Below are 21,335 nucleotides of genomic sequence, written 5' to 3'. Positions count from 1 at the left end.
CTGGTTGGCTGTGGGCGTGGGGGCGGTGCGGCGAGGCGTCCTGCTGAGCGTGGATCACGCCGCCGGCGTTGCGAGCCGCACCACTAGTACAGGCCGTCGAGAACGTCCTCGTACCGCTTCTCGATCTCGCGCCGGCGTGGCTTGAGCGACGCGGTCAGCAGCCCGTCCTCGACGCTGAAGTCGTGCTCCAGCACGGCGAACCGCTTGATCGTCTCGTGCCGCGCGAGCTGCGCGTTGACCGCTTCGATCGCGTTGCCGACCTCTTCCTCGGCGTCGGCGAGACCCGAGGCAGTGTCCGGGTCGAGCGTCACCAGCGCCACGCAGTACTTGCGGCGGTCGCCGTGCACGATCACGTTGCTGATGTACGGCGACGCCGCGTTGATCATGCTCTCGATCCTGGCCGGCGCCACGTACTTGCCGCCCGAGGTCTTGATCAGTTCCTTCTTGCGGTCGGTGATCTTCAACCGGCCCGCCTCGTCGAGTTCGCCGATGTCCCCGGTGTGCAGCCAGCCGTCGATCAACGTCTCGGCCGTCGCGTCCGGCCGGTTGTGGTAGCCGCGCATGACGCCGGGGCCGTGCAGCAACACCTCGCCGTCGTCCGCGATCTTCACGTCCATGCCGGGGATCGGCGGGCCGACGGTGCCGATCTTGATCATGCCCGGCCGGTTGAAGAACGTGGCCGCGGACGACTCGGTGAGCCCGTAGCCCTCCAGGATCGTGATGCCCGCGCGCTCGAAGAACTCGGCGATCTCCGGCGCGAGCGGTGCGGAGCCCGACACGAAGTAGCGGATCCGCCCGCCCACGCGGTCGCGCAACTTGCGGTACACCAGGCGATCCGCGAGCCAGCGGGTCGCCGGGCCGTGCTCGCGGTCGGCCCACCGGAAGATCTTCTCGGTGGCACCGCCCTTCTCCCGCGCCCCGGCGACGATCCGGCCGTGGATCTTCTCGAAGATGCGCGGCGCGGCGGCCACGATCGACGGCCGCAGCTCGCCCAGGTTGTCGACGATCCGCTCGACACCGCCGTCCACCGCCGTCGGCACGCCCGCGGCGATCATCGCCATCGTGAGCACCTTGCCGAACGCGTGGGACAGCGGCAGCCACAGGAAGTGCAGGTCGTCCGGCCGCAGGATGCCCAGCGACGCGATGGCCTCCGCCGTCGTCAGCCAGTTCTCGTGGGTGAGCTCGACGCCCTTGGGCGTGCCGGTCGTGCCGGAGGTGTAGATCAACGTCGCGAGGTCGTCCGGCGCGAGCACGTCGACCAGCGCGTCGTAGTCGCCCTCGCCGCGCGGGACCGCCCCGAACCGCAGCACCTCGACACCGTCCGGCATCGACGCGGCGTGCTCGTCGGTCTCGACGACCACGATCCGGCTGCCGGAGTCCCCGACGATGTGCGCGACCTCGCCGGCCGTGCTGTTCGGGTAGATCGTCGTGGTGGCGCCACCGGCGGCGAGCACGGCGAGGTCGGTGACGATCCACTCGATGCTCGTCCTGCCCATCAACGCCACGCGGTCGCCCTTGCGCAGCCCCGCGGCCACGAGTCCGAACGCCTCGGCGGCGACCCGGTCCTGCAGCTGCGCCCACGTCAGCGAGACCCAGCCGCCCCCACCGCGGTACCGCACCGCCTCGGCGTCGGGCGTGCGGGCCGCGCGGTCGCGCAGCAGGCCGGGAATCGACAGCGCCATTGCTCTCCACCTTCGTCTAGAGCGTCGCTCCAGAGCGGTACTCTAACGCTCGTGTCCGACCGACGACAGTCTCTCCTGCACGCGGCACTGCGGCTCGTCGAGGAAGGCGGCCTGGACGCCGTCACGATCGCGGCCCTGACCGAGCGCTCCGGCATGTCGAACGGCAGCATCTACCACCACTTCGGCAGCCGAGCGGGCGTGTTCGCCCAGCTCTACGCGGACAGCTACAGCCGGTGCGTGGCCGCGATGCTGCCCGCGCTGCAGGCACCGACCGCGGCCGAGGGCGTGCGCGGCCTGACGCTGAGCTACCTCGACTGGGTCATGGCGAACCCGAGCCGGGCCCGGTTCCTCTACGCCGCGCCCGACCACGCCGACCCGGCGGTCAAGACGTCCGAGTTCGCCCCGGTGCTCGCCTGGTTCCTCGACCGGATGGCGTCCGGCGAGCTGCGGTCCGTGCCGCCGTGGACGCTGGAACCCGTCGCGATGGGCCCGGCGCACGAGGCGGTGCGCCGCTTCCTGCTCGGCGTGTTCGACCTGGCGCAGGCCCGCGAGGTCGTGGCGGACGCGGTGTGGGCCGTGCTCAAGCCCTGACGTGCCCTAGAACACCTGTTCGATTATGCTGCGGTCCCATGCGCCAGGGATCCCTGTTCGACCTGGAGGCGGAGCCGGAACTGGCCCCGCTCGCCCCGCGCCGCACCGAACTGGCCCACGGCGCGTGGATCGACGTGCAACCGGGCTGGCTGTCCGGCGCCGACGCGGTGTTCGACCGGCTCGTCGCCGAGGTGCCGTGGCGGGCCGAACGCCGCCAGATGTACGACTCGGTGGTCGACGTGCCGCGCCTGCTCTGCTTCTACGGCGGCACGCTGCCGTTCGACGTCCTCACGACCGCCCGCGACCGGCTGAGCAGGCACTACCGGGCCGAACTGAACGAGCCGTTCACGACGGCGGGCCTCTGCTACTACCGCGACGGCAGGGACAGCGTCGCGTGGCACGGCGACACGATCGGCCGCGGCCAGACCGAGGACACGATGGTCGCGATCCTGTCCGTCGGCACACCCCGCGCGCTGCTGCTGCGGCCGCGCGGGGGCGGTGAGACGCACAGGTACGCGCTGGGGCACGGCGACCTGCTCGTCATGGGCGGTTCGTGCCAGCGCACCTGGGAGCACGCCATCCCGAAGACGTCCAAGGTCGTCGGGCCGCGGATCAGCGTCCAGTTCCGCCCGCACGGAGTCCGCTGACGAGTTCCTCGGACACCTCCCACACCCGTCGCGCCTCGTCGGCGCTGGTCAGGCGGCTGTAGAGCTTCTGCGGGGCCGGCGGGCCGCTCAGGTGCGCGAAGCGACGCGGGCCGTAGAACGGCGCGGGGTCGGGTGCCGTCGCCGCGAGCAGGGCCGGGAGCTGGGCCGACTCGACGGTGCCGAGCACGCCGATCTTCGACATGACCCGGATCAGCCGCACGCCCAGCGTGTCGCTCGACCGGCCGATCTCGGGCCGGGCGGCCAGCAGGTTCGTCGGTGCGACGCCGGGGTGGGCCAGCACGCTCGTGATGCCCCAGCCCTGAGCCTCACTGCGCCGGGCGAGCTCCAGCCCGAACAGGCCGAACGCGATCTTGGACTGGCTGTACGCCTTGCCGCCGTCGTAGGAACGCTCCCAGTTGAGGTCGTCCCAGTTGATGGCGCCCTGGTTGGCCGCGATGCTGATCTGCGAGACGACCCGGCCGCCCTTGAGCAACGGCAGCAGGCGCGTCACCAGCGCGAAGTGGCCCAGGTGGTTGGTGCCGAACTGCAGCTCGAAGCCGTCCTCGGTGGTCTGCCGGTCCGGTGGGGTCATCACGCCGGCGTTGTTGAGCAGCACGTGCACGGGCTCGCCCTCGTCCAGCAGCACGTCCGCCAGCGCGTTGACCGACCGCATCGACGAGAGGTCGAGCGAACGCAACGACACGGCGGCGTCCGGGGTCCGCCGCCGGATCGCGGCGAGCGCCGCCTCCCCCTTGCGCTGGTTGCGCACCGGCAGGACGACCTCCGCTCCGGCAGCCGCGAAGTGCCTCGCGAGACCCAGTCCGACGCCGTCGCTGCCGCCGGTGATGACGACCCGCTTGCCGCTCAACCCGTTCATCGTGCTCTCCCCTGTCCGTCGTGGTGTCCTCCACGGTGGCCGGACCCGCCGGGGCGGATCCAGGACCTGACGATCCGTGGCTACGGCCGGGCGCGCCAGTTAGAACTGTGCTTGACGAGAGGAGTGCCGACGTGATCGACCGAGCGGGCCTGGCCGCGTTCCTGCGCAGCCGCAGGGAGGCGTTGCAGCCGGAGGACATCGGACTGCCGCGCGGACCGCGGCGCCGGACCAGCGGGTTGCGCCGCGAGGAGGTCGCCGCGCGCTGCACCATGTCCACCGACTACTACGCGCGTCTGGAGCAGGAACGCGGCCCGCACCCGTCGCCGCAGATGATCGCCGCCATCGCCCAGGGCCTGCACCTGTCACTGGACGAACGCGACCACCTCTTCCGCCTGGCGGGCCACCCGCCACCGCCGCGCGGCGTGCTGAGCGAGCACGTCAGCCCCGGCCTGGCCCGGATCTTCGACCGCCTGTACGACACCCCGGCCGAGATCGTCACCGAGCTGGGTGAGACGTTGCGGCAGACCCCGCTGGGCGTCGCGCTGACCGGGGACGCGTCGCGCTACACCGGCCCGGAGCGCAGCCTCGGCTACCGCTGGTTCGCCGACCCGTCGTCGCGCGCGCTCTACGCCCCGGAGGACCACGACTTCCTGGGCCGCATGTTCGCCTCGGGCCTGCGCGAGGCCCTCACCCGGCGCGGCCCGCGTTCCCGCGCGGCGCACTACGCCGACCTGCTGCTGGCCCGCAGCGCCGAGTTCCGGACCGTCTGGGACGCCCAGGAGATCGGCCTGCGACCGCGAGAGGTCAAGCGCTACGTCCACCCGAGCATCGGTGCGCTGGAACTGCAGTGCCAGACGTTGCTCGACCCCGACCAGCACCACTACCTGCTGGTCTACACGGCCACGCCGGGCAGCGAGAGCTACGAGAAGCTCCAACTCCTGTCCGTCATCGGATCCGCGACGCCAACGGGCTGAGCAACAACAACAGCATGCTGTAGTAGCTGATGAACGGCACCAGCACGAACGCCAGCAGCAACAACACCGCCGGCAGGACGGCCCGCAGCACCACCGGCCGCGACAACCCGGCCACCTCGCGCCCGATCCGGGGATTCCCGTGCACCAGCAACGTCATCGCGGTCAGCAGCACGCTGCTCGCAAGGACCGTGCCGACGTAGAACAGCTTCACGAACGTGTCGTCGCCGTAGGTGCCGACCAGCTCCGTCGGGAACGGCAGCACGACGATCGTCAGCACCCACGCCATGTTCAGCACCATGAGCGGCGTCGTGTACTCGCGGACGTTCTCGAACAGCCGGTGGTGGGTGAACCACAGCTGCGCGATCACCGCGAAGCTCAGCAGGAAGCTGAAGATCTGCGGCCAGTGGTGCGAGACCAGCTCGATCGGGGGTCCCTCGTCCGGTTCCGCGGTGATCTCCACCAGCGGCAGCACCAGCAGGGTGATCGCGATGGCGACCACGGCGTCGGTGAAGAGGACCAGGCGGTCGGGCTCGCGCTTCATGGACACGAGCCCGACCATAGTGGACCTGCGAAGTCCTAGATCACGTCCACGAACACCGGGTTGGCGTAGAACCAGAGGTCCTGCCACGGGTCGGAGTTCGCGAGCTCGTCGATCATCGGGTCACCGGACGGGGTGAGCCGCTTGCCGTCGCTGCCCCGCAACCGCAGGTAGAACGCGCGCTCGACGTTCTTGAACGTGTGCGTGAACCGGATCTTGCCCGATCGCGGCACCTCGAACGTCCTGGTGACCACCGTCTCCAGCGCGAGGAACGCGTCGCGGTCGATCGAGGGACCGGTGACCGGGCCCGAGATCAGGTCGACCTTGGCGAGCACGGGCTTGAGGCCAGCGAAGTTCGGGCCGGACGCACGGGTGACCTCGATGGTGACCTCGACGTCGCCGCCGCGGCGCACGAACGTCCGCCCGCCCAGCGTCACGCCGCGCAGGTCGTCGCGCGACCGCACGCGCAGCTCCAGGCCGTCGACCAGGCGGCCGTGCACGGTCAGCACCTTGCCCGCCTGCATCGCGCGCATGATGTCCACATAGGACTTCGACCGGGCGCCGACGATGTTCGCGCCGTACTGGCCGGGGAAGAAGTCGCCGTAGCCGGTCTGCTGGACGCCGGAGTCGATCGGCGCGCCCTTCGAGCCCGTGGTGGCGTAGTCCTGCTTGCCCTGGGTGAAGGTGTCGTTGAAGACCTGGTGCACGTCGGAGTTCGCGGTGATCCACCACGGACGGCCCTCGGCGAGCAGCGCGTCCCACACGCCGCCGACCTTGGCGGTCATCCAGTCGAAGCCGCCGTGGGTGCGGTAGGACTCGGGCGGGTAGCCGGGGAACGCCTCGGCGCTCGGCGTGGCCGTGTCGTAGTAGCCGCGCGCACGGCCGGGGCCGCCCGCCGACTTCGGGATGCCGGCGGCCTGGTGACCGGGCGCGCCCTCCATGCCGACCGCGACGCCGGGGGCCGCGTCGCGCCAGCCGCGCAGCTCGTGCGGGCTGTCGACGCCACGCCGGGACGGGTGGTTCGCGAACATCAGCGCGATCTCGGTCCGTCCGGAGAGGACCTGCGCCTCCAGGTATCGCAGGGCGGCCAGCGCGAGCGGTTCGGCGTTGCTCGCGATGCGGCCGTCGTAGGCGAACTCGAACGCCTTGAGGATGTCGACGGTGTGCTTGCCGGGCGGCAGGAACACCGTGGCGTGCTCCGCGCCGGGGATGTTCCACTCGAGGCCCTGGTAGACGAGCACGTCGCGCTGGGCGCGGCGGACCTTCTCGATGTCGGGCGTGACCTGGTCGATCGAGAACTTCTGGTGCGCCGGGCCGCCGTGGTCGGTGATCACGACCCAGTCGAGGCCGAACTCGTGCGCCTTCTCGACCTGCTGCGCGATCGTGTACTGGCCGTCGTCGGAGTACTGGGTGTGGATGTGGTGGTCGCCCGCGTACCAGCGGTCTCCGCCACCCCACGGGTTGACCGGCGCGTGGGCGTGCGCCTCCCCCGTGCCGACCGCGCCCGCGACGCCGACGGCGCCGGCCGCGATGCCGAGACCCGCCAGGAACCTGCGGCGTTCGACCGACGACGGGCGGTCGTCCCCGGGGTCGAGCCAGCTGCCTTCGACGGGCTCGACCTCGTGGTGGTGGTGCGTGTGATCACCGTGCGGGTGATCGTGAGAGTGGGACATGCGCAGATCTCAACTCGCGGAGCTGTCGTGGCAAACGAACGGCCGGTGAACCCTTGTACCGGGAAATTCGTTCACAGCACGCGGCTGGTCACACGGCCTGCAGGGCGAGCAGTGCCAAGTCGTCGTGATCGTCGTGATCAAGCCACTTGAGCACCGCCCGCTCGCAGTGCCGCGCTATCTCCTCCGCCGAGAGGCCTTTGCATTCCTTCAACACTTCCCGCAACCGCTGCTCGCCAAACAACTCCGTGCGGTCGGTGTGCGCGCGGGCCTCGGTGAAGCCGTCGGAGTAGAGCACCAGCGTGTCGCCGGGGTTCAGCGTGACCTGCTCGCCGGAGAACCGGACGTCGGCGAGGATGCCGACGATCGCGCCGGTCGCGCTGACCTCGTGCACGCTGCCGTCCGCCCGCAGGACCAGCGGCGCCGGGTGCCCGCCGGACGCGAGCGAGAGCCGCGCGCCGCCGTTCGCGAGCGGCACGAGTTCGCCGACGACCAGCGTGGTGAAGAGCTTCGAGCCGGTGGCGCGCAACGAGGTGTTGAGCAGGTGCAACAGCCGGACCGGGTTCGTCTCGACCAGGGAGAGCGCCTGCAGCGACTGCCGCACCCGTCCACTGTGGACCGCGGCCTCCAGGCCGTGGCCGCAGACGTCGCCCAGCACGAACGTCGCCGAGCCGTCCGTGCGCGGGTGCACGTCGTAGAAGTCGCCACCGACCAGCGCGCGCTGGTGGGCCGGGATGAACACCGAGGCGAGCGTCACACCGCGCACCTCGGGCAGCGGCAGCGGCAGCAGGGCCGACCGCAGCACCTCGATCGTGCGTTGCTGTTCGGTCAGCTTCGACGACGACTCCAGCGCCACGGCCGCGTGCTTGCCGAACAGCCGCACGCGTTCCACGTCGTTGGGGGTGAAATCACCCTTTCGCAGCACCACCAGCGCACCGCCGACGCCCAGCGGCACGGCCAGCGCGCGCCCGAAGTCGTCCGGCACGCCCCAGCTGCCCTCACCCAATGAGGTGATCCTGGTCAGGGTGGACGTGCCGGTCAGCACCTCGGTGAGCTCGGAGGCACGCCTGGGTGTGCGGGCGACCGTCGGCTCGCCGCCTCCGCAGCGCCACCACTCCAGCCGGTCGCGTGTGGCGGGCACCACAGCGACGCAGTGCTCGCCCAGCAACTCGGCCGCGAGCTGCACGATCGTCTTCAGCGTGAGTTCCCGCGAGCTGCCGCCGGCCAGCCGCAGGTGGGCGTGGTCGAGCGTGGAATCCGTGAAGTACCAGGCACTCCAGCCCTCACCCAGCTCGTGCTGGCGTCCGGCGACGTGCACGTCGAACTGCCCGCCGACGCCGAGGCGGGGGAACCGGTCGGCGGCCGCGGCGTTGCGCACGCGCACCACACCGGCCGGGTCCACGACGAAAACGGCTTCGCGCAGCCCGTCCACCAGGCGCTGCCAGCCGTCCAGGTCGATGCCCACGACGCTGCTCATCCGCTCTCGTCCAGCGCAAGCGGCCGAATCATCACGGCCTCCTGCGGGTAGTTGGCGTGCATCGCGGCATCAAGTTACCTCGCTCCCAACCTAACGTGGCAGGCTTGGCTACGACCACCGAGGCACGGAGGCTTGGAGTGACCACGGCCAACGAAGAGACGGACGCGACCCTCGAACGGGTTCTCTCCGCCATGAGAGACCTGCGTGACGGCAACTTCCGGCGCAGGCTCGTCGTGCCGGGCAGCGGCCCCGTGTCCGCGCTCGCCGACGTGTTCAACGAGATCGCGGAGCGCAACCAGTGGCTCGCCGGTGAGCTGGGCCGGGTCCGCCAGGCCGTGGGCCAGGAGGGCAGGCTGACCGAACGGGTGGCGCCCGCGGGCACCGCCGGTGGCTGGTCGCTGATCGCGGACTCGGTGAACGGCCTGGTCGAGGACCTGATGCGGCCGACGACGGAGCTGAGTCGCGTGCTCGCCGCCGTGGCCGAGGGCGACCTGACCAAGCGCATGTCGGACCAGACGCTGCGCGGTGAGTTCGCGACGCTCGGCTCGACGGTGAACGGTCTGGTCGACCAGCTGTCGTCGTTCGCGGACGAGGTCACCCGCGTCGCCCGCGAGGTCGGTACCGAGGGCCGGCTGGGCGGTCAGGCGAAGGTCCCCGGCGTCGCCGGCACCTGGCGCGACCTGACCGACAACGTGAACTCGATGGCGAACAACCTGACCAACCAGGTCCGCAACATCGCCTCGGTCGCCACCGCCGTCGCGAACGGCGACCTGACGCAGAAGATCACGGTGGACGTCTCCGGCGAGATGCTGGAGCTGAAGAACACGCTGAACACGATGGTCGACCAGTTGTCGTCGTTCGCGGACGAGGTCACCCGCGTGGCCCGCGAGGTCGGCACGGACGGCAAGCTGGGCGGTCAGGCGAAGGTCCCCGGCGTCGCCGGCACCTGGCGAGACCTGACCGACAACGTGAACTTCATGGCGGACAACCTGACGACCCAGGTCCGCAACATCGCGCAGGTCACGACCGCCGTGGCGTTGGGCGACCTGACGCAGAAGATCACCGTCGACGCGCGCGGCGAGATCCTCGAGCTCAAGACCACGATCAACACGATGGTCGACCAGCTGTCGTCGTTCGGTGACGAGGTCACGCGTGTCGCCCGCGAGGTCGGCTCGGACGGCCGCCTCGGCGGTCAGGCGCAGGTGCCGGGCGTCGCGGGCACGTGGCGCGACCTCACCGAGTCGGTGAACGTCATGGCGAACAACCTGACGACCCAGGTCCGCAACATCGCCTCGGTGACCACCGCGATCGCGCGCGGCGACCTGACCCAGAAGATCACCATCGACGCGCGCGGCGAGATCCTCGAGCTCAAGACCACCATCAACACGATGGTCGACCAGCTCTCCTCGTTCGCCGACGAGGCCACGCGTGTCGCCCGCGAGGTCGGCACCGAGGGCCGCCTCGGCGGTCAGGCGCAGGTGCCGGGCGTCGCGGGCACCTGGCGCGACCTGACCGACAACGTCAACTTCATGGCGAACAACCTGACCAACCAGGTCCGCAACATCGCCCACGTCGCCACGGCGGTCGCGAACGGCGACCTGTCGCAGAAGATCACCGTCGACGCGCGCGGCGAGATCCTCGAGCTCAAGTCCACTTTGAACACGATGGTCGACCAGCTGTCCTCGTTCGCCGAGGAGGTCACCCGCGTGGCCCGCGAGGTCGGCACCGACGGCCGCCTGGGCGGTCAGGCCCGCGTGCAGGGCGTCGCCGGTACGTGGAAGGACCTGACCGACAACGTCAACCTGATGGCGGACAACCTGACCGACCAGGTCCGCAACATCGCCACCGTCGCCACCGCCGTCGCGAACGGCGACCTCTCGAAGAAGATCACCGTCGAGGCGAAGGGCGAGGTCGCGACCCTCGCCGAGACCCTGAACGGCATGGTCGACACGCTCCGCGCGTTCGGCGACGAGGTCACCCGCGTCGCCCGCGAGGTCGGCACCGAGGGCATCCTGGGCGGCCAGGCCCGCGTCTCCGGCGTGGCGGGCACCTGGAAGGACCTCACCGACTCGGTGAACTTCATGGCGGACAACCTGACCAACCAGGTCCGCAACATCGCCCAGGTCACCACCGCCGTGGCGCAGGGCGACCTGACGAAGAAGATCGACGTCTCGGCCCGCGGCGAGATCCTCGAACTCAAGACCACCATCAACACGATGGTCGACCAGCTCTCGTCGTTCGCCGACGAGGTCACCCGCGTCGCCCGCGAGGTCGGCACCGAGGGCAAGCTCGGTGGTCAGGCCGAAGTGGACGGTGTCGCCGGCACCTGGTCGAAGCTGACCGACAACGTCAACCAGCTGGCCTCGAACCTCACGACCCAGGTGCGCGCGATCGCGGCCGTCGCCACCGCCGTGACCGCGGGCGACCTGACCCGCCAGATCACCGTCGACGCGTCCGGCGAGCTCGCGGAGCTCAAGGACAACGTCAACCAGATGATCGCGAACCTGAAGGAAACGACCAGGGCCAACCGCGAGCAGTACTGGCTCAAGACGAACCTGGCGCGGCTGTCCGGCCTCATGCAGGGCCACCGCGACCTCAGGGCGTTGGCGTCGCTGATCATGAGCGAGCTGACCCCGCTGGTCAGCGCCCACCACGGAGCGTTCTTCCAGATCGAGGAGGACGACTCCAAGCAGACCCTCGAGCTGACCGCCACCTACGGCTTCCGCCTGGACTCCGCCCGCACCACCCACGTGGCCATGGGCGAGTCCCTGGTGGGCCAGTCAGCGCTGGAGAAGAAGACCATCCTCGTCACCCAGGTCCCGGGCGGTTACCTGACCGTCTCCTCGGCCCTGGGCGAGTCGGCCCCGGTCAACCTGGTGATCCTCCCGGTCCTCTTCCAGGGCGAGACCCTGGGCGTGATCGAACTGGCGTCCCTCAACGAGTTCTCCGACGTCCACTTGGACCTCCTGGACCAGCTGAAGGAAGCCATCGGCGTCAACGTCAACACCCTGCTGGCCAACTCCAGGACCGACGCCCTGCTGGTCGAGTCGCAGCGCCTCACCACCGAACTCCGCGCGGGTTCCGAGGAGCTCGAGGACCGGGCCCGCCAGCTCCAGACGGCTTCGAAGTACAAGTCCGAGTTCATGGCCAACATGTCCCACGAACTCCGCACCCCCCTGAACTCGCTGCTGATCCTGGCCAAGCTCCTCGCCGACAACCTCGACGGCAACCTCAACGCCAAGCAGGTCGAGTTCGCCCGCACCATCCACTCCTCGGGCTCCGACCTCCTGCAGCTCATCAACGACATCCTCGACCTCACCAAGGTCGAGGCGGGCCACATGACGCTGCACGAGGACCCGGTCCGCCTGGACGAACTCGTCCGCTACGTGGAAACGCTCTGCCTGCCCCTGACAGCGGAGAAGAACCTCGAGTTCTCCGTGCGCGTGGACCCGAACGTCCCGGAAACCCTCCACACCGACGAACACCGCCTGCAACAGATCCTCAGGAACCTGCTCTCCAACGCCGTCAAGTTCACCCACGACGGCGGCATCCGCCTGCACGTCCGCATGGACGACCCCTCCACGGTCGCCTTCGACGTGCACGACACGGGCATCGGCATCCCGGCCGAGAAGCTGGCCGTCATCTTCGAGGCGTTCCAGCAGGCGGACGGCACCACCAGCCGCAAGTACGGCGGCACGGGCCTGGGCCTGTCCATCAGCCGGGAACTGGCCCAGCTCCTCAACGGCGCCCTCCGGGTCCGCTCGGAACCGGGCATCGGCTCCACCTTCACCCTCTGCCTCCCCCTCGGCAAAGTGGTCTCCGAAGCCGTGGTGCTCCCCGAACCGACGCCGATCGTCACCCCGGCCCCGGTGGTCGCGAACTCGACCTCGATGCGCTTCCACGGCGAAAAGGTCCTGGTCGTCGACGACGACCTGCGCAACGTCTTCGCCCTGACCAGCGTCCTCGAACTCCACGGCCTGGAAGCGATCTTCGCCGACAACGGCATCACGGGCGTCCGAGCGCTCGAACAATACGACGACGTGGCCATCGTCCTGATGGACATCATGATGCCGGAACTGGACGGCAACGCGACCATCTCCGCCATTCGCGCAATGGAACGCTATGCCGACCTGCCGGTCATCGCGGTAACCGCAAAGGCGATGAAGGGCGACCGCGAGAAATCGCTCGCCTCAGGTGCGACCGATTACGTGACAAAGCCGGTGGACACCGAGCACCTCATCCGCCTGATCGCCTACTACCTGGGCGTATCCGGCGAATAGAAGCAGCCAGCCCACATACCAGCACAAACCCAGCCACACAGCACCGGGATTGGGGCTTGACTTCGGGTGCGAGGTGCTACCCCTAGCGGAAGAGGCCGGGCGCTTTTCAGCCCGGCCTCTTCCGGTTGACCAGTGCCTCGCAAGGGCGCCGAAGTCAAGCCCATCCCCGTCGACGCGAAGGGGCGATGACAAACCGAAGCTCGGCTCAAGTCTTCGGGCCCAAAGCCAGCCACCGCATTGGTGACGGACCGGGCCCCCAAATCAGTGGGCGGAATCCACGGCTTCCTGCACAGCGGCGTCCACCGAGGCGTGCAGACTCAGCACCTCAGCCACGTCAGCCAGCTCGAACAACCGCCGAACCGGCCCCTGGGCGGCCGCGATCCGCAACTGCCCGCCCCCCTCGGCCAGCCGCCGGTGCCAGTCCAGCACCAGGGCCAGCCCGGTGGAGTCCATGAACGCGAGCTGAGAAAGGTCCAGCACGGCGTGCGACCCGGTGACGTCCGCGTCCAACCGGGCGGACAACACGGGCACGGTATCGATGTCCAGTTCCCCGGCGACGGCGAGCACTCGCCATCCCCGCTGGACCTCGCTGCCGACGTTGAGCTCCATCGTCGCCGTTCCTTCCGCCACGCCCGACTCGTGCGACTTCGTGCGACCCAAATCGTGCAGCACGACGTCCGGGCATGCGACCACCGGGGGGCTGAAAGATCCGAACGACCCGCCGGATGTGCGACTATGCGCCTGTGCTGAACGACCCACTGGCAGAGGTGCGCGTGACCCTGAGCGCCGAGGGTGGCTCGTGCGCACGTGCCCGTCAGGTGGTGCGCGAGGCCGCTGCCTCCTGGGACCTCACGGACGACCTGACCGACGACGCCCAGCTCGTCGTCACGGAACTGGTGTCCAACGGCATCGACCACGGTGAGGGCCCCATCACGCTGACGGTCAGTCGCACGGCCGCGGGCATGCTCGTCGAGGTGCACGACGAGTCGACGCAGCTGCCCCAGCTCAGACCTGTGGACCCGACGAGCGCGCGCGGGCGCGGTATGCAGCTCGTGAAGGCGCTGAGCGTTCGCTGGGGCACTACGCCGCGGAACGACGGAAAAGTGGTCTGGGCGCAACTGGAAGCGTGAAAACGGGGTACCTGAGCCCCTATGACAGCCACACCGCCCGATCCCGATCCGCTGCGCACTCCCGGGCTCGAACCCGGAGGGGGCGTCCGGCCGGGTGACACACCGCCGGAATCAGGGCAGACCTCGGGTCTGTCGCACCACGAACCGAAACCACCTGGGAACACCACGACCCGCGTCGTGATCGGTCTCATCCTGTTGTTCGCACTGCTGGTGGCCGCGATGCTGCTGACCAAGGCGTTTCTCCTGGTCTGACACAACACCGGGCACAACGTCCGCAGCGCTTCAGGTTGTGGTCGTCCGTCGATGGCGCGTACGGTCGGTGCGGACGGGAGTCCTCATGAACCAACTTCGCCAGAGAACCACCTACGTCCAGTCCATTCCGATCGTCGCGCTCACCGGCGAGATCGACATGATGTCCTCGGCCCCGGTGACCAGCAGACTCGCCGAGTTGCTCGACCACAAGCCGCCCGCGCTCGTCGTGGACCTGCGGGAAGTGCGCTTCTTCGGATCCGAGGGGATTCGCGCGCTCGTCGAGACCCAGCAGCAGGCGGACGAGCTCGGCATCAAGTTCGGCGTCGTCAGCGACAGCAGGATCGTCCTGCGCCCGCTGCAGATGACCGCCGTGGACCAGTTGCTGTTGCTGTTCAACGACGTCGACGACGCCGTGACCGCGCTGAGCGGCTGAACCACCCGCGGACGGTCTTCAGGCCGCTGACGAGCTGCGCGCCCGAGAGCGCTCCACCAGCGAGAGCAGCAGGCCTTCCTTGGTGGACCACGGCGAGATGTCCACGACGTCGTGGCCGGACACCTTCATCAGACCCTCCGCGACCACCGCGCCCGCCAGCGACTGCTGGGCCCGGTGGCGCGAGATCCCCGGTAGGGCCGCGCGTTCGCGCACCGAGAGCTTCGCGAGACGCGGGATCCACTTCTCCAGGTCCTTCAACCGCAACTGGCGCGGCGCGTAGACGTCGTTGCGCGCGCCGGCGAGGCGCGCGAGCTGTTCGAACACCTTCGAGCAGCCGACCGCGCGAGCGCTCTCACTCGGCGGGAAGGCCGCCGCGAGTCTCTCGGCGATCTCCACGCGCATGTCCGCCACGGTGAGGCCGGCGCGGGTCAACGTCCTCGCCCCCAAAGGCAACGACACGGCCCGGTCGGGTTCGGCACCGGAGCCCGCGGCGAGTTCGACGGTGCCGCCGCCGACGTCCAGCACGACCATCGGTCCGGCGCCGAAACCGAACCAGTGCCGGGCCGCCAGGTACGACAGGCGGGCTTCTTCCTTGCCGGACAACACCTTCAGCTCGACGCCGGTGCGGCGCGCGACCTTGCGGATGACCTCGTCGACGTTCGACGAGTCACGCACGGACGAGGTCGCGAAGGGCAGGAACGGGACGTCGCCCGCCTTCTTGCGGGCGGCGAGGACGGCGGCGCTCAGGGAGTCGACGCCGGCCCCGCTGATCGCTCCGCGGGCGTCGATCTCCCGGTCCAGCCTCAGCCGGACCTTGTGCGACAGCAGCGGACGCGTCAGGTCTCGTTCCACGACCACCAGGTGCGCACTGAAGCACCCCACGTCCAGAACTCCGACCGACATCCGCCACCTTCCCTTCTCTCAAGTGTTCTTTACCTCATCGGCGGCCATTGTGCGCAATTGAGCCTCCGATCGAGCAAGGTTCGCTCGATGAGATGCGTTACAGTCACCGAATGTCACTGGCGGAGATACCTTCCCGGCTCGAACGCGCCCTCGGCAAGGCTGAATCCGGCGTGATCGTCCTCGCGGTGGACGGTCTCTCCTCGGACGTGGCCAAACAGTCCTGGTTGTCCGCCTCCGTCTCCACGCTGTCCTCGACGGTGCCGTCGACGACGGCGACGGCGTTGCTGACCTCGTTGACCGGTGTTCCCGCCGACGTCCACCGCGTCCCGGGAACGGTGTACCGCAACGGATCCGGGCTCGTGCACGCCGTCAACGGCGCGCCGGCGATCCCGGACCTGCCCACCGTGCTGGAACGGCACGGCGCGACCGCGCTGGCCCGCGAACTCGACCACCTCGAAGGCACCTGGGCCCGGGCCCTGCTGCGAGGAACGACCCGAGTACCCGCTCCCGCCCCGCACAAACTCGCCGCCCAGGCCGAGGATCCGCCGCTGCTCGTCGCGAACGTCGTGGCGGACCTCGACAAGGCGCTCAAGGACGCCACGTTCCTGTGGACCTACGTCAACATCTCCGACCACGTGCACCGCAACGGCTACGACGAGTCGGTGCACGAGGCGATGCTGCGACTGGACGCGCACGCCACCCGGTGGGCGACGGCCGGATGGACCGTCATCGCGCACTCGGACCACGGCATGATCGCGGTCGACCCCGATCCGGACCTCGTCGAGGCGTGGGACGCGATCGTGCGCGAGGAGTGCGTGATCCCCTCCGGCGGCGCTGGCCGGATGCGCTGGCTCTACCCGAAAGCCGACCGGATGGAAGCCGTTTTCGACCGTGTGGCAACGACTCTGGGCGACTCGGCGACCGTGCACCACGCCACCGACCTCGGGCTGCCGCAGCCGGAGGCGGGCCCGGTCGTGGCGGTGGCGGCGTCGCCGCGCTTCCCGCTGCCCGACCCGTCGGTGAAGTTCGAGCACGGTGGCCTGAGCCGCGACGAGATCGACGTCCCCTTCGCCGTCTGGCAGGCCGTGCGGTGACGGTGTGCACGTCGAGTTCTCCAGCAGCACAAGGGAAACAGATGCCGCCGAAGGGGACGCGGTGGTGCGCCGCGCGGGTGCGCCGGTGTTCTACCGGCACGCGTACGTCAGCGCCTGCGAACGGTCGCCGCTGACCGCGGTCGAGGGTTCGCGTACTTCGTCGTGAAGGACGGCGGCAGACCGGTCGCCGTCACGCCCGCCTACCTCCAGTCGGCCGCGAACCCGTTGCGCCGCCTGCACGAGGCCTATCCGGAGGCCGTCGGCCAGCGCGCCCTGCTGAGCCACACCTGCGCGCTGGTGCGGGTTCGTGAACGTCCAGCGCGGCACCGGCTTCTCGCAGGCGCTCACCGCCGCCGGACCCCCGCCCGGCACCTGACCGGTCGCTGGGCGGCGCACCCCACCACGTACCAGCGCTACCTCGCGGGCCCCGGCCTGCGCGCCAGGGCGAACGTGCGGCGCAACCACCGCAGGGCGGCCGAAGCGGGCGCTCCCGGTCGACCACGCCGCGATGGACGAACTCACCCTGCTGTGCGTCAAGACCGCGAGCCGGTTCGAGAACAACGGCTACCACCCCGGCGAGGCGTTCACGAAGTTCGTGACGCGACTGGGCGACCTGGCCCACGTGATCGAGGTGCGCCGGCGCGGCAGGCTCGTCGCGTCCGGCGTCCGGCGTTCGCCTGACCGACGAGACCCGCTTCCACACCTAAACCTGCGGCGCCGACCACGCGGTGGACGGCAACCACAGCCCCTGCGGCGTGCTGTTCGCCGAGCCGGTCCGGCACGGCCTGCGGCCCCGCCATGTGGACGCAGTGCTGATCCGCACCTGAACAGCGCATTGTTCACAAGGATGAACAATGCGATTTACAACGTCGGATTCCTGCGGTTTCACGTACGTGACGCAGCCCTTTAGGCCAGGTCAGCGCCTTGCACAAGACAGAGGAATCAATTTTTAACGGACCTTTACAGGCGTTGATCCGATCTGCCACTGTGGCGCCGGGCGCACGGCACAAATGAAAGGGACTGGACGGTCTCGTGAATCTGTCTCGACGCACCCTTCTGGCGTCCGCAGCAGCCACTCCCCTGCTCACCGGAGCAGGCCTGACGCTCGGCGCGGGCGAAGCCGCCGCCTCGCCCGCGACCCTCCGCGCGGCCCTCGACTACGGCAACGCCAAGCTCAAGGCCGTCGCGCCCGGCATCACCTCGTTCCCGGAGATCACCAGGGCCGAGAAGTGGACCTACGTCGCCGACGGCGGCTGGATCGGCGGCTTCTGGCCGGGCACGCTGTGGCTCGCGCACCTCGACAGCGGCGACGCGCAGTTCCGCTCGCTCGCCGAGGCCGCAGGCGACCGGCTGGCTCCGCGCCGGCTCCAGCCGCGCGACCACGACCTGGGTTTCCTCTTCTACCCGTCGTGGGTCACCGCGTACCGGCTGACCGGCGGCACCAAGTGGCGCGACGGCGCGATCGACGCCGCGAACACGCTGATCCAGCGCTGGAACGCCACCGGCAGGTTCATCCGCGCGTGGGGCGCGCTCGGCACCCCGGGCAACGCGGGCCGCGTCATCATCGACACGATGATGAACCTGGACCTGCTCGCGTTCGCGACCGAGCAGACCGGCGACCGCAAGTTCCTCGACATCGCGATCGCGCACGCCAGGACCACCCAGACGCACTTCGTCCGCGCGGACGGTTCGACGCCGCACGTGTTCGACTTCAACCCGGACACCGGCGCGCCCATCGGCCCGAACACCGTGCAGGGCTACAGCCCGACGTCGTGCTGGGCGCGCGGCCAGGCGTGGGGCATCTACGGCTTCACGACGATGTACCGCCGCACGGGCCTGCGCGAGTTCCGCGACACCGCGCGCAAGCTCTCGGACTACGCCCTGTCGGTGCTCACCCCGGACGGCGTTCCGGTGTGGGACTACCGCTCCCCGTTGGGCGTCAACGACATCAAGGACTCGTCGGCGGGCGCGATCATGGCGTGCGGCCTGCTCGACCTGGCCAAGGCCACCGGTACGACGCGCTACCACGACCGGGCGTTGAAGATCCTCGACGGCCTGGTCACGACGTGCCTGACCACCAGGTCGACCCGCGCCGAGGCGATCCTGGCCCGCGGCACCCGCAACCGCCCGTCCGAGGACGGGGTGGAGATCTCACTGCCCTACGGCGACTACTACCTGTACGAGGCGATCCTGCGGGTGCTCAAGCCGACGCAGATCGCCAGGGCCATCGGCCTGTAGGCCCTACTGCTCGATCACCTTCGCCGTCGGCCCGTCGGTCCAGGTCGCTTCCAGCCTGGACAACCGGCCGGCGGCGTTGGTGAAGTTCACCACCAGCGGCCCGCCTGGCTGTTCCACCTTCACCGCGTAGCCGTCCGCGGGCGTGGCCGACAGCGCCTGCACGCCCTGCGGCCGGTAGCGCACGACCACGTCCCCGCCGCGCAGGTGGAACGCGTGCACATATGACCCGTCCGCCTGCCATTCCCCCTGCGGAGATTGAGCCGAGGTGGGACGCGCATCCGTACTACTGGGAGGAGCCGGAACAGTTGTCGTGACCACAGGAGGCCTGGTGGAAGAAGGCGTGACAGGCGGCGGAGTGTCGACGGAGCCGCCGGGTTCGGGAACCTCGACGCTGATCGACGTGATGGTCGGCAGCGGCAGCACGGCGGAACTCGCCGTGCCCAGGGCGCCGAAGTCCGCGGCCGGGGCGGGTTCCATCGCCCACCGGATGCCGAACCAGGACAGGCCGATGGCGACCGTGGTCACCAGTGCCCAGGCGACCAGGTATCCGACCGACCGTCTCACTGCGGCAATCCTCCTGTAGCGGCTCATGGCATCAGTACTGCTGGTCGAAGACGACCCGGTGGTGCGAGCGGCGGTCACGCGCGCTCTCACCGGCCAGGGCCACATCGTGCACGGTGTCGCGCTCGCGATCGAGGCTTTGCGGGAAGTCACCGCCAACAGCTACGACGTCGTGGTGCTCGACCTCGGGCTGCCCGACCTCGACGGCGGTGACGCGCTGCGGATGATCCGAGGCGTCACGAACACCCCCGTCGTCATCGCGACCGCCCGCGACGACGACACCGAGATCGTCCGGCTGCTCAACGCGGGCGCGGACGACTACCTCGTCAAACCGTTCTCCAGCGAGATCCTGGAAGCGCGGCTGCAGGCGGTGCTGCGCCGCGCGCGGGACAGCAAGCAGCTCGTGGTCGGCGGCCTGGAGATCGACGTCACCCTCCGCAGGGCCACTGTGGACGGCCAGGAGCTCTCCTTGACGCACAAGGAGTTCGAACTGCTCTCCTACCTCGCGGCACGGCAGGGGGACGTGGTGCCGCGGGCGGAGATCCTGGCGAGCCTGTGGCCGTCCAACCGCGACGACCAGACGCTCGACGTCCACCTGTCCTGGCTGCGCCGCAAGCTCGGTGAACGGGCCGCGCAGCCCCGTTATCTGCACACGGTGCGAGGAGTCGGCGTGCGTCTGGTCGACCCGAGATGAGGCGGTCACTGGTGCTGGTCGCTCTCGCGGCGACCAGCATGGTGGCCCTGGCGTTCCTCGTCCCGCTCGCGATCGTCGTCAAGGACTCCGCGTACAGCCGTGCCCTGAGCGAGGCCGAGAAGCAGGCCAACCAGATGACGCCGGCGTTGCTGATCACCCGCAAGCCGCAGGAGGTCCGGCAGGCGATCAGGTTCACCCGCTACGGCGGGCAGGGCCGGCTGGCCGTGCACCTGAGCGCCCCGGCGGACACCCTCGGCACCTCGCACATCACGGCCCTGGACCTGGAGGAGGCGCAGAAGCTCGCCAGGGCGTCCACGGTCGAACGGCCTGATGGCGTGGCCTATCTGCAACCGCTGGCCACCGGCGAGAGCATCGTGATCGTCGAGGCGTTCGTGCCGAACGAGCAGCTCACGCACGGCGTGATCGGCACGTGGGGTGTCCTCGCGGGCGTCGCCGTCGGCCTGGTCGCCGGGTCGGTGCTCGTCGCCGACCGCCTGGGCGCGCGGGCCGTGCGGGCCACCCGCGGCCTCGCCGAGGCCGCGCGCCGGATGGGCCAGGGAGACCTCACGGTCCGCGTCCCGGTGAAGGGGCCGCCGGAGGTCAAGGAGGCCGGCAAGGCCTTCAACGCCATGGCCGAACGCGTCCGGCACCTGCTCGCCGCCGAACGCGAGGTGGTCGCCGACCTCTCGCACCGCCTCAGAACGCCTCTCACGGCCCTCCTCCTGGACGCGGACGCGCTCGGGAGTGGTCCGGGCGCGGATCGCGTCCGAGAGGCCGTCCAGGGCCTGGAGAGGGAGGTCGACGAGATCATCAAGGCCGCTCGTTCCGGTCTGCGGCCCGACGAGGGCGGCACCGACGCGGCCGGGGTGGTGCGCGACCGGCTGGTGTTCTGGTCCGCGCTCGCCGACGACCAGGAACGGCCGTGGACCGTGCGCGGCGCCGACCGGCCCGCCCCGGTGCCGCTCGCCCGCACCGACCTCGCGGCCGCGCTGGACGCGTTGCTGGGCAACGTCTTCCGCTACACGCCGGAAGGCACCCGGTTCGCCGTGACGCTGGTGCACCAGGCCGATCTGGTGGCGTTGGTGGTCGAGGACGCGGGGCCGGGCATCGCGGACACCGAACGCGCCGTGCGGCGCGGGGCCAGCGGTGGCGGGTCCACCGGGCTGGGGCTCGACATCGCCCGCCGGGCCGCGGAACGCACGGGAGGGTCGCTCCACGTCGATCGCGGTCCGTTGGGCGGTGCACGCGTGCAATTGAGGCTCCGGAGGGTCTGAGTGCGGCCCGGTCAGGGCTT

At 69.9% G+C, this 21,335-nt stretch carries 20 protein-coding genes; 11 read left to right on the top strand and 9 right to left on the bottom strand.

Going from position 1 to position 21,335, the window contains the following annotated elements; translation table 11 throughout:
- Positions 1-83 precede the first annotated feature (83 nt).
- Positions 84-1,682, bottom strand: a complete 1,599-nt coding sequence (locus QSK25_RS01080; RefSeq protein ID WP_285631063.1) for an AMP-dependent synthetase/ligase — start codon at positions 1,680-1,682, stop codon at positions 84-86.
- A gap of 51 nt (positions 1,683-1,733) precedes the next feature.
- Between QSK25_RS01080 and QSK25_RS01075 the strand changes: the two genes are divergently transcribed.
- Positions 1,734-2,273: a TetR/AcrR family transcriptional regulator gene (locus tag QSK25_RS01075; protein ID WP_285631060.1), complete on the top strand. Its 540-nt coding sequence runs from the start codon at positions 1,734-1,736 to the stop codon at positions 2,271-2,273.
- A gap of 38 nt (positions 2,274-2,311) precedes the next feature.
- The gene (locus QSK25_RS01070; RefSeq protein WP_285631057.1) at positions 2,312-2,920 is read left to right on the top strand and encodes an alpha-ketoglutarate-dependent dioxygenase AlkB; all 609 of its coding nucleotides are present in this window, start codon (positions 2,312-2,314) and stop codon (positions 2,918-2,920) included.
- Here QSK25_RS01070 and QSK25_RS01065 read toward each other — a convergent pair.
- Entirely contained in the window at positions 2,886-3,860 is a 975-nt protein-coding gene (locus QSK25_RS01065) for an SDR family oxidoreductase (protein ID WP_285632939.1), read from the bottom strand. The two genes, QSK25_RS01070 and QSK25_RS01065, sit on opposite strands and share 35 nt — an antisense overlap.
- Before the next feature lie 68 nt (positions 3,861-3,928).
- On the opposite strand from QSK25_RS01065, the gene QSK25_RS01060 reads away from it, so the two are divergent.
- Positions 3,929-4,771 carry a helix-turn-helix transcriptional regulator gene (locus QSK25_RS01060; RefSeq protein WP_285631055.1) on the top strand — a complete coding sequence of 281 codons (843 nt, stop codon included), beginning with the start codon at positions 3,929-3,931 and terminating at the stop codon, positions 4,769-4,771.
- On the opposite strand, the gene QSK25_RS01055 is transcribed toward QSK25_RS01060, so the two are convergent.
- The 3 genes from QSK25_RS01055 to QSK25_RS01045 all read right to left on the bottom strand — a co-directional run bounded on the left by QSK25_RS01055 (position 4,743) and on the right by QSK25_RS01045 (position 8,456).
- Positions 4,743-5,312 (bottom strand): TMEM175 family protein, encoded by a 570-nt coding sequence (locus tag QSK25_RS01055; RefSeq protein ID WP_285632937.1) that lies wholly within the window; start codon positions 5,310-5,312, stop codon positions 4,743-4,745. The two genes, QSK25_RS01060 and QSK25_RS01055, sit on opposite strands and share 29 nt — an antisense overlap.
- Before the next feature lie 35 nt (positions 5,313-5,347).
- Entirely contained in the window at positions 5,348-6,982 is a 1,635-nt protein-coding gene (locus QSK25_RS01050; RefSeq protein WP_285631053.1) for a PHP domain-containing protein, read from the bottom strand.
- Between the two features lie 88 nt (positions 6,983-7,070).
- Entirely contained in the window at positions 7,071-8,456 is a 1,386-nt protein-coding gene (locus QSK25_RS01045; protein WP_285631051.1) for a PP2C family protein-serine/threonine phosphatase, read from the bottom strand.
- Positions 8,457-8,593: 137 nt separating this feature from the next.
- Here QSK25_RS01045 and QSK25_RS01040 point away from each other — a divergent pair, with 137 nt between their 5' ends.
- Positions 8,594-12,736 (top strand): hybrid sensor histidine kinase/response regulator, encoded by a 4,143-nt coding sequence (locus tag QSK25_RS01040; RefSeq protein ID WP_285631049.1) that lies wholly within the window; start codon positions 8,594-8,596, stop codon positions 12,734-12,736.
- Positions 12,737-12,997: 261 nt separating this feature from the next.
- Here the strand turns inward: QSK25_RS01040 and QSK25_RS01035 are convergent, their stop codons facing one another.
- Entirely contained in the window at positions 12,998-13,366 is a 369-nt protein-coding gene (locus QSK25_RS01035) for an STAS domain-containing protein (protein ID WP_285631047.1), read from the bottom strand.
- Between the two features lie 113 nt (positions 13,367-13,479).
- Between QSK25_RS01035 and QSK25_RS01030 the strand changes: the two genes are divergently transcribed.
- The 3 genes from QSK25_RS01030 (at position 13,480) to QSK25_RS01020 (ending at position 14,551) form a co-directional block, all read left to right on the top strand.
- Entirely contained in the window at positions 13,480-13,866 is a 387-nt protein-coding gene (locus QSK25_RS01030; RefSeq protein ID WP_285631045.1) for an ATP-binding protein, read from the top strand.
- A gap of 21 nt (positions 13,867-13,887) precedes the next feature.
- Complete coding sequence (locus QSK25_RS01025) at positions 13,888-14,118, top strand: DUF6480 family protein (RefSeq protein ID WP_285631043.1); 231 nt, start codon at positions 13,888-13,890, stop codon at positions 14,116-14,118.
- Positions 14,119-14,203: 85 nt separating this feature from the next.
- A complete protein-coding gene (locus QSK25_RS01020) occupies positions 14,204-14,551 on the top strand; it encodes an STAS domain-containing protein (RefSeq protein ID WP_285631041.1) in 348 nt (115 codons plus the stop codon).
- A gap of 18 nt (positions 14,552-14,569) precedes the next feature.
- On the opposite strand, the gene QSK25_RS01015 is transcribed toward QSK25_RS01020, so the two are convergent.
- Complete coding sequence (locus tag QSK25_RS01015; protein ID WP_285631039.1) at positions 14,570-15,454, bottom strand: Ppx/GppA phosphatase family protein; 885 nt, start codon at positions 15,452-15,454, stop codon at positions 14,570-14,572.
- Between the two features lie 110 nt (positions 15,455-15,564).
- Between QSK25_RS01015 and QSK25_RS01010 the strand changes: the two genes are divergently transcribed.
- On the top strand, positions 15,565-16,548 hold the full coding sequence (locus QSK25_RS01010) for an alkaline phosphatase family protein (RefSeq protein ID WP_285631033.1): 984 nt from the start codon (positions 15,565-15,567) through the stop codon (positions 16,546-16,548).
- A gap of 90 nt (positions 16,549-16,638) precedes the next feature.
- Here QSK25_RS01010 and QSK25_RS01005 read toward each other — a convergent pair whose 3' ends face one another.
- A complete protein-coding gene (locus QSK25_RS01005; RefSeq protein WP_285631028.1) occupies positions 16,639-16,944 on the bottom strand; it encodes a hypothetical protein in 306 nt (101 codons plus the stop codon).
- Between the two features lie 636 nt (positions 16,945-17,580).
- Here QSK25_RS01005 and QSK25_RS01000 point away from each other — a divergent pair.
- A complete protein-coding gene (locus QSK25_RS01000; RefSeq protein ID WP_285631025.1) occupies positions 17,581-18,786 on the top strand; it encodes a glycoside hydrolase family 88 protein in 1,206 nt (401 codons plus the stop codon).
- 3 nt (positions 18,787-18,789) lie between these two features.
- Here the strand turns inward: QSK25_RS01000 and QSK25_RS00995 are convergent, their stop codons facing one another.
- Positions 18,790-19,350: a hypothetical protein gene (locus QSK25_RS00995; protein ID WP_285631022.1), complete on the bottom strand. Its 561-nt coding sequence runs from the start codon at positions 19,348-19,350 to the stop codon at positions 18,790-18,792.
- Between the two features lie 25 nt (positions 19,351-19,375).
- Between QSK25_RS00995 and QSK25_RS00990 the strand changes: the two genes are divergently transcribed.
- Positions 19,376-20,041: a response regulator transcription factor gene (locus tag QSK25_RS00990; RefSeq protein WP_285631019.1), complete on the top strand. Its 666-nt coding sequence runs from the start codon at positions 19,376-19,378 to the stop codon at positions 20,039-20,041.
- Positions 20,038-21,315, top strand: a complete 1,278-nt coding sequence (locus QSK25_RS00985; RefSeq protein WP_285631016.1) for a HAMP domain-containing sensor histidine kinase — start codon at positions 20,038-20,040, stop codon at positions 21,313-21,315. Before QSK25_RS00990 ends, QSK25_RS00985 begins: the two co-directional genes overlap by 4 nt.
- Positions 21,316-21,335: the final 20 nt, after the last annotated feature.

It is taken from the genome of Lentzea sp. NBRC 102530, from assembly GCF_030269365.1.
GTDB lineage: Bacteria > Actinomycetota > Actinomycetes > Mycobacteriales > Pseudonocardiaceae > Lentzea.
The sequence above is the reverse complement of the archived record's forward strand: the minus strand, read 5'-3'. Positions and strand labels throughout refer to the sequence as shown.

Excerpts from the sequence above, each read along its gene's own strand:
- QSK25_RS01080 (WP_285631063.1), bottom strand. The coding sequence starts at position 1,682 with ATGGCGCTGTCGATTCCCGGCCTGCTGCGCGACCGCGCGGCCCGCACG.
- QSK25_RS01070 (WP_285631057.1), top strand. The coding sequence starts at position 2,312 with ATGCGCCAGGGATCCCTGTTCGACCTGGAGGCGGAGCCGGAACTGGCC.
- QSK25_RS01055 (WP_285632937.1), bottom strand. The coding sequence starts at position 5,312 with ATGAAGCGCGAGCCCGACCGCCTGGTCCTCTTCACCGACGCCGTGGTC.
- QSK25_RS01050 (WP_285631053.1), bottom strand. The coding sequence starts at position 6,982 with ATGTCCCACTCTCACGATCACCCGCACGGTGATCACACGCACCACCAC.
- QSK25_RS01045 (WP_285631051.1), bottom strand. The coding sequence starts at position 8,456 with ATGAGCAGCGTCGTGGGCATCGACCTGGACGGCTGGCAGCGCCTGGTG.
- QSK25_RS01025 (WP_285631043.1), top strand. The coding sequence starts at position 13,888 with ATGACAGCCACACCGCCCGATCCCGATCCGCTGCGCACTCCCGGGCTC.
- QSK25_RS01020 (WP_285631041.1), top strand. The coding sequence starts at position 14,204 with ATGAACCAACTTCGCCAGAGAACCACCTACGTCCAGTCCATTCCGATC.
- QSK25_RS01015 (WP_285631039.1), bottom strand. The coding sequence starts at position 15,454 with ATGTCGGTCGGAGTTCTGGACGTGGGGTGCTTCAGTGCGCACCTGGTG.
- QSK25_RS01010 (WP_285631033.1), top strand. The coding sequence starts at position 15,565 with ATGTCACTGGCGGAGATACCTTCCCGGCTCGAACGCGCCCTCGGCAAG.
- QSK25_RS00990 (WP_285631019.1), top strand. The coding sequence starts at position 19,376 with ATGGCATCAGTACTGCTGGTCGAAGACGACCCGGTGGTGCGAGCGGCG.
- QSK25_RS00985 (WP_285631016.1), top strand. The coding sequence starts at position 20,038 with ATGAGGCGGTCACTGGTGCTGGTCGCTCTCGCGGCGACCAGCATGGTG.